This is a genomic window from Propylenella binzhouense, from assembly GCF_009866965.1.
GTDB lineage: Bacteria > Pseudomonadota > Alphaproteobacteria > Rhizobiales > Afifellaceae > Propylenella > Propylenella binzhouense.
In genome coordinates this window covers 1-7,725 of sequence record NZ_SPKJ01000143.1, presented here as the reverse complement: position 1 = coordinate 7,725, position 7,725 = coordinate 1, and the positions used below count along the sequence as shown (strand labels likewise).

The 7,725-nt window shown below is 69.2% G+C and carries 5 protein-coding genes; all 5 read left to right on the top strand.

Annotated elements, in window-relative coordinates; all coding sequences use genetic code 11:
* Positions 1 to 1,362 (top strand): type VI secretion system protein TssL, long form (gene tssL / locus E4O86_RS21460; RefSeq protein WP_161142594.1); only part of this gene is annotated, 1,362 nt, incomplete at its 5' end.
* Positions 1,363 to 1,379: 17 nt separating this feature from the next.
* Positions 1,380 to 4,973 carry a type VI secretion system membrane subunit TssM gene (gene tssM / locus E4O86_RS21455; RefSeq protein ID WP_161142593.1) on the top strand — a complete coding sequence of 1,198 codons (3,594 nt, stop codon included), beginning with the start codon at positions 1,380 to 1,382 and terminating at the stop codon, positions 4,971 to 4,973.
* A gap of 1 nt (position 4,974) precedes the next feature.
* Positions 4,975 to 5,673 carry a type VI secretion system-associated protein TagF gene (gene tagF / locus E4O86_RS21450; protein WP_161142592.1) on the top strand — a complete coding sequence of 233 codons (699 nt, stop codon included), beginning with the start codon at positions 4,975 to 4,977 and terminating at the stop codon, positions 5,671 to 5,673.
* A 66-nt stretch (positions 5,674 to 5,739) separates the two neighbouring features.
* Positions 5,740 to 6,525, top strand: a complete 786-nt coding sequence (locus E4O86_RS21445; protein WP_161142591.1) for a PP2C family protein-serine/threonine phosphatase — start codon at positions 5,740 to 5,742, stop codon at positions 6,523 to 6,525.
* A 3-nt stretch (positions 6,526 to 6,528) separates the two neighbouring features.
* On the top strand, positions 6,529 to 7,725 hold a 1,197-nt coding region (locus E4O86_RS21440; RefSeq protein ID WP_161142590.1), incomplete at its 3' end, for a serine/threonine-protein kinase.

Sequence of the window (7,725 nt, the reverse complement as noted above, 5' to 3'; positions counted from 1 at the left end):
CCCGGCGGCGCGCCGCCGCGGCCGCAGGCGCCGGCGGCGGACTGGCTCGGCGGCAGCCCGGGCGCACAGGGCTTCTTTCCGGAGATCCGCGCGCCCGCCGGCCCGGCCCAGCCGGACACGCCGAAAATCCCGCTCGAAGTCGCACTCAACGCGCCGGACGCCGCTGAGTTCGGCAGCGCCAATCCCATCACCGCCGCCGCGGCGCCGATCCTGATCCTGCTCGGGAGACTGCGCCTGCTCATCATCGACATGCAGGCCGTGCCGCTGATGCATCATGTGGCGGGCGCCATCGAACGCGCGGAGCGCGCGATGCTCGGGGCGGGCGTCGACGCCGAGGACGTCCGGATCGCGAAATACGTGCTCTGTGCGACGGCGGACGACATCGTCCAGAACCTGCCGGGCGGCGACCGGCACGTCTGGATGCAGTACAGCATGCTCGCGCGCTTCTTCCACGTGCGCACGTCGGGGATCGGGTTCTTCGAGGAACTGAAGAAGGTCCTGGCCAATCCGGCCCCGCATTACGACCTGCTGGAACTCATGCATGCCTGCCTCTCGCTCGGCTTCGAGGGCCAGTTCAGGGGAGCCGCCGGCGGCGACATCGAGCTGCAGCGGGTCCGCAGGGATGTCTACCAGACGCTCCGGCACATGCGCTCCCGGCTCGACGACGACATCTCCCCGCACTGGCAGGGCATGGCCGTCGCGCAGAAGGACGCCGGAACCCGAATCCCGATCTGGGCGATCGCGAGCGGCGCCGCACTCCTTCTGCTCGCCGCGTTCTTCCTTCTCCGCATCCTGCTGAGCTCCGACGGCGAACGGATTTCCGACGAGCTTCTGGCGCTCAATCAAGGCGGTCCGATCAGCATCGCGCGCGCCGCCTTCGCGCCGCTCAAGGACCCGGTCGACTTCAACAACACGACGCAGATCCAGCGCATCCGCGCCGCGCTTTCGGACGAGATCGCCGCCGGCGGGGTCGATGTCGAGGCGGTCGGCGAGGAGATCGTCGTCCGGGTGAACAATCTCGTCCTGTTCGGCCTCGGCGCGGCGGAGGTGCAGCCGGAGTTCGAGCCGATCGCCAAGAAGATCGCTGCCGCGCTCGAGCCGGAGCCGGGGCCGATCAACATCATCGGCCACACCGACAACGTGAAGGTGCGGCCGACGGGCCGCTTCAAGTCGAACTACGATCTCTCGGTCGCGCGCGCCAAATCGGTCGAGACGATCTTCGAGAAGAACATCTCCGACCCGAGCCGGCTGCAGGTGGCGGGCCGCGGCGAGCAGGAGCCGATCGCCACCAACGATACCAAGGAGGGGCGGGCGCAGAACCGGCGGGTGGAGATCATGATCCCGCGCGAAGAGACGCTCTGAGGGGAACGGGAACGGCCATGAGGAAATGGGTCGCCCGCGCCGCTATCCTTCTCGGCCTTCTCGCGTTCGCGCTGGTGGTCTGGTTCGCGGGGCCGTTGATCGGCTTCGCCGGGGTGCGCCTGTTCGAGCCCGTCTGGGTGCGGCTCGCCATCATCGGCGTCGCCTTCGCGATCGCGGCCATCGTGTTCGGCATCCGCTACTGGCGCCGGCGCAAAGCCGAGCGGGCGCTCGAAGCGGCGCTCGTCGACCAGGAGGCCGAGGACGGCGACGGCAAGATCCTCGGCGAGCGCATGCAGGAGGCGCTTGCGACGCTGAAGCGCTCAAGCGGCAGGAGCAGCTACCTCTACGAGCTGCCCTGGTACGTGATCATCGGCCCGCCGGGCGCGGGCAAGACTACGGCGCTCGTCAATTCGGGGCTGAAGTTCCCGCTTGCCGGCGGTAATCCGGCCGCGGCAATCGCCGGTGTCGGCGGCACGCGCTACTGCGACTGGTGGTTCACCGAGGAAGCCGTCCTGATCGATACGGCCGGCCGCTACACGACCCAGGATTCGCACCAGGAGAGCGACAACAAGAGCTGGCTCTCCTTCCTCTCGCTCCTGAAGACGAACCGTCCGCGGCAGCCGATCAACGGCGTCATCCTGGCGATCAGCCTCGAAGACATCATGAAGCTCGACGGCCAGGAGCTCGGCGCGCACGCGACCGCGATCCGCAAGCGCCTCCTGGACATGCACCGGGAACTCAAGGTCGACTTCCCGGTCTACGCGCTGTTCACCAAGGCCGACCTCGTCGCGGGCTTCTCCGAATATTTCGGGAACTTCGCCGAGAGCCGGCGCCGGAAGGTCTGGGGCGCGACCTTCCGGACCCAGGACCGCACCAAGAACCTCGTCGGCGAGGTGCCGGGAGAATTCGACGCGCTCGCCCGGCGGCTCACGGAAGAGGTGCCCGACCGCCTGCAGGAGGAGCCCGATCCCGTCGCCCGGATCGCGATCTTCGACTTTCCGGCCCAGTTCGGCTGCCTGAAGCAGCCCGTCACCGAGTTCCTGAACCGGATCTTCGAGCCGAACCGCTACCAGGCGAACGCCAATCTCCGCGGGTTCTATTTCTCGTCCGGCACGCAGGAAGGGACGCCGATCGACCAGGTGCTCGGCGCCATCGGCCGGAGCGCGGGCGGAATGGCCGCCGCCCGCCACCTCTCGGGCTCGGGCAGGAGCTACTTTCTCCACGACCTCCTGACCAAGGTCATCTTCGCGGAGGCCGGCTGGGTCTCCTTCGACCGCGCGGCGGTGCGGCGGGCCCGGGTCCTCCGCTTCGGCTCGATGGCCGCGATCGCGCTTGCCGGCGCGCTGCTGCTGGGCGCCTGGGGCTGGAGCTTCGCGACCAACAAGGCCCTCATCAACGCGACGGAGACCGCGGCCGACGAATACCGCGTCAACGGCGCGGAGCAGCTCGCCGCCACCACGATCTCTGACAATGACCTGCACACGGTCCTCGGCCTCCTCGACACGCTCCGCGACCTGCCGGCGGGATATGCCCGGCGCGCGACGGCAACGCCGATCGGAGAGACGTTCGGGCTCAGCCAGCGCGACCGCCTTGAGGCGTCGTCGCAGGAGAGCTACCGGCAGGCGCTCGAACGCATGTTCCGGTCCCGCCTCATCCTGCGTCTGGAGCGGCAGATCGAGACGAATCTCAACGATCCGATCGCCGTCTACGAGGCCCTCAAGGTCTACCTGATGCTCGGAGGGAAGGCGCCGAAGGTCGACGACGAGCTCATCGTGGCCTGGATGCGGCAGGACTGGGAGCAAAACCTCTATCCCGGCCCGAACAATCGCGGCGGCCGCGAGGCGCTCGAGGCGCATCTGCGCGCCATGCTCGACCTCGATCTCGCGCACCGGCCGAGCTTCGAGCTGAACGGACCGCTGGTGGAGTCGGCGCAGCGCTCGATCGCGCGCATGAAGATGGCGGACCGGGCCTATGCGCTCATCAAGTCCGCCTCGCGCTCGGCGATCCTCGAAGACTTCTCCGTGGCGGCGCGCGCCGGCCCGGATGCCGCGCTGGTGTTCGAGACGGTCGACGGCTCGGATCTCGACAAGCTCGTGATCCCGGGCTTCTACACCTATGCCGGCTTCAACGACTTCTTCCTGAGCCAGCTCGCGGCCGTCGCCGAGAAGCTCGACAGCGAGCAATGGGTCCTCGGCGAGTCCGGCAAGCAGGCCGCGATCGAGGAGCAGTTCAGCAATCTCGGGCCGACGCTCCTCGATGAATATGCGGAGGATTTCGTCCGGGTCTGGAGCGACGTCCTCGACAACCTGAAACTGCGGCCGCTCGCCGCCGACCGGCCGCAATATGTCGCGCTCTCCGCCGCATCGTCGCCGGCGTCGCCGATAAAGCTCCTGTTCTCGGCCATCCGGGACGAGACCGCGCTCACGCGGGAGCGGGACGGCGGCGAGCAGGCTCCGGATGTCGCCGGGCTGCCGGGAGGCGAGATTGCGGGCGAGCTGACCAAGGTGGCCGCCCAGCGCGCCGCCGACCGCGTCGGCGGCCTCGCCAGGATCGGCATCGACCTCGCCATGCGGAAGTCCCAGAGCCGCGCCGGCGCCGTGTTCGGGAGCGGCTCGCAGGCGCGGATGATCCCCGGCGCCAGCATCGAGGCCCAGTTCAAGCCGTATCACGTGCTCGTCGAAGGCGAGGCGGGCGCGCGGCCGATCGACAAGCTCGTCGAGAATTTCTACGAGATCTACCGGAGCCTCGTGCTCGCCGCGAACAACCCCTCGCAGGCGGAGCAGGCAGGGGCAAACCTTCAGATGCAGGTCGTGAACCTGCGCACGAACACCTCCAGGCTCCCGCCCGCGCTCGCGCGGATGGCGCAGGCGGCGATCGACGATTTCGAGGCCGATGCCGCGGGCAATTCGATCGCGCAGCTCAACCAGATGCTGGCGAGCACGGTGACGCGGGCCTGCCAGCGCGTGATCGCGAACCGCTATCCGTTCTCGCGCCGCAGCGACCGCGACGTCCCGATGAGCGACTTCGCCCGGCTCTTCGCGCCGGACGGCATCCTCGACCGCTTCTTCAACCAGAATCTCGCGCCGCTCGTCGACATGAGCGGCGCGACCTGGACGTGGAAGCAGGACACGCGCATGGGCCGCGACCTCTCGAAGGCCGCGCTGCGGGAATTCCAGCGCGCCACCGAGATCCGGGACGCCTTCTTCGCGCAGGGCGGCCCGATGCCGCGGGTCAGCCTCTCCGTCGCGCATCTGTCGCTGAACGGCGGCGCGGCGATGGCGCTCCTCAACATCAACGGGCAGGTGATCCAGACGCAGCATGTCGGCAGCGCGCCGCAGACCATCGACTGGCCGGGCAGCATGGGGGCGGGCACCGTCAGCGTCAGCCTGACGCCCGAGCTTCCGGGGCGCGTTTCCTCCGCCGCCTTCAACGGCCCCTGGGCGCTGATGCGGTTCCTGGACAGCGGATCGGTGACGCGCAGCGGCGACGACATCCGCGCGCGCTTCGTGATCGGCGGACGGGACGTGGCCTATACGATGCGGGTAGGCACGATCGCCAACCCGTTTTTCCTGCCCGCGCTCGCCGAGTTCAGCTGCCCGACGGGACTCTGAGATGGCGATCGGCGTCTTCGGCAAGCTTCCGCAGAAGCGCGATTTCGTGGCGCTCGGGCTTCCGCACCGGATCCTCGCACCCTTCGAGACCTGGCTCCAGTCCGCCGTCGCCGCAAGCCGGAACGAACTCGGCCAGGCCTGGGAAACCTATTACCTCGTCGCGCCGATCTGGCGGTTCTGGATCGGGCGCGACGTGTTCGGTGAGAGCTGCGCCGGCGCGCTGATGCCGTCGGTCGACAAGGTCGGCCGGTTCTTTCCGCTCGCCGTCATTCATCACGACGCCGCCCGCGAGCTCCTCGAGCCGCCGACCCTCGCGCCGCAGGACCCGTGGTACGCGGCGCTCGAGGCGCGGCTCCTCTCGGTGCTCGACGAGGGCCGGGAGACCGAACTCGAGGCATTCGCGAGCGGGCTCCCCGACTATCCGGCAGCGGCGGAGGCGTCGGACATGGGAACGCCCTTCAAGGGCGGCATCACCTGGGAAGGGGAGGCGGCGCGCGCGGCGGGCGCCTTCATGGCCTCTCTCGCCCCGGCCGATTACCGGCAGGCGGCGGCTTCGCGGAGCTTCTGGTGGACGCAGGGCGGCGGCGCGGGGAAGCCGCTCGCTTATGCCGGCCAGGGCCTGCCGGACCCCTACTTCTTTTCAAGGATGCTGCTCGCCCCGGCCGCCAGGACGCCGGATGCGGCCGAAGCCGATGCCTGAGCCGCGCTCCGGCCGAGGCTCGCCCGCGGACGGCCGGGCACAATCTCGACGGAGCGTTCGAGCGCCATGACGACGGGGACCTTCCGGTTCGATAGCTGGGGCGTCACGGATCGCGGCTGCGCGCGGGAGCTGAACGAGGACCGCTTCATCATGGAGCCGGCGATCGGGGTCTGGGCGGTCGCCGACGGCATGGGGGGGCACGATGCGGGCGAGGTCGCGAGCAGCGCCATCGTCGAACAGCTCGCCACCATCGGCCTGCCGACCTCGGCGCCCGACCTGAGGGCGCGGTTCGAGGACCGGCTGCTCCGCGCCAACCGGCAGATCCAGGACTTCTCGCGCCAGCGGAACGGGGCGATCGTCGGCTCCACCGTCGTCGCCCTCATCGCCTATGAGGGCCAGTATGCCTGCATCTGGTCGGGCGACAGCCGCATCTATCTGGTCAGGGGCGGGCGGATCACGCAGCTCTCCTCGGACCACACCGAGGTCCAGGAACTTCTCAATCGCGGCCTGATCGACGCGGAACAGGCCCGGACATGGCCGCGCAGGAACGTGATCACCCGCGCGATCGGGATCGCTTCGGATATCAGCTTCGACATCGAACAGGGGCAGATCCTGCCGGACGATACCTTCGTGCTCTGCAGCGACGGCCTGACAGCTCATGTCTCCACCGAGGAGATCCTGCAATCGGTCGAGAAGAATCCGCCCCGCGCTGCCTGCGAGGACCTACTCGCCAGGACGCTCGCGCGCGGCGGCTCCGACAATGTCACGATAATAGTCGTTCATTGTGAAGAAGGCTCTGGTACGCTGCCCGTCGTTGGAAGCGGCCGGATGCCCTCCGCGATCTCGAGTTGACGCATGCCTTCCGACGACCAGACCCGCATCGCTTCTGCTCCGGTCACCGTCGGACCCGGAACCCAGCTGAACGGCATCTACGAGATCGACGAGCGGATCGCCTTTGGCGGCATGGGCGAAGTCTATCGCGGGCACAACATCCAGACGGACGATCCGGTCGCGATCAAGATCGTGCGCCCGGAATTCGCACGCGACAGCATGATCGTGGCGCTCTTCCGGAAGGAGGCGGCGGTGCTCTCGCACCTCTCGCATCCGGCGATCGTGCGCTATTACGTGTTCACGATCGAGCCGACGCTCGGCCTGCCTTACCTCGCGATGGAATATGTCGACGGCGAGTCGCTGTCGAACGTGATCAAGCGCGCACCGATGGACGCGGAGACGGCGCGCAGGCTCGTCACTCGGATCGCCTCCGGCCTCGCCGCGGCCCACGAAGCCGGGATCGTCCACCGCGATCTTTCGCCCGACAACGTGATCCTGCCCGGCGGGAACGTGAACAAGGCGAAGATCATCGATTTCGGCATCGCGAAGGCGGCCGCGATCGGGGGCGGGACGCTGATCGGGGGACGCTTCGCGGGGACCTACAACTTCGTTTCGCCGGAGCAGCTCGGCGATTTCGGCGGCGAGATCACCGAGCGGTCGGACATCTACAGCCTCGGGCTGGTCCTTGCCGCCGTGCTGCGGGGGGCGCCCCTCGACATGGGCGGCTCGCAGGTCGACCTGATCGAGAAGCGGCGGCGGATGCCGGACCTCACGCCGTTCGATCCGGGGCTGCGGCCCGTGCTGGAAGCGATGCTTCAGCCGGATCCGCAGAACCGCCCCGCCGACATGGAGGCGGTCGTTCAATGGCTGTCGGCGCTCGCCGCCCCTCCGGCCCACGCGCCGCTTGCCGAGCGAGCGCCTTTCGGGGGGCCGGTTTCGCCGGCCCCCGGCGCCGGCGGGCCGTCGTCGCCGCCGCCACAGGCCTCCGCACGGCCAGCTGTCGAGCCGGCGCCGCATTCTTCCGAGCCCACGGCCGTGAGCGGGCTTTCGGCGGGAGCGCCGACCGGGGGCGGGGCGAGCCCCGCGAGTGCGCCGCCGGCCGCTTTCCCGGAGATTTCGGCCCGTCCCGGCCCGGCAGGCCCGGGTTCGGCGTGGCCCGGGCAGGCGAGCCTTCCCGCCGCAGAGGCACGGCCGGGCGAACCGGCCGCGCCCGGCATGCGC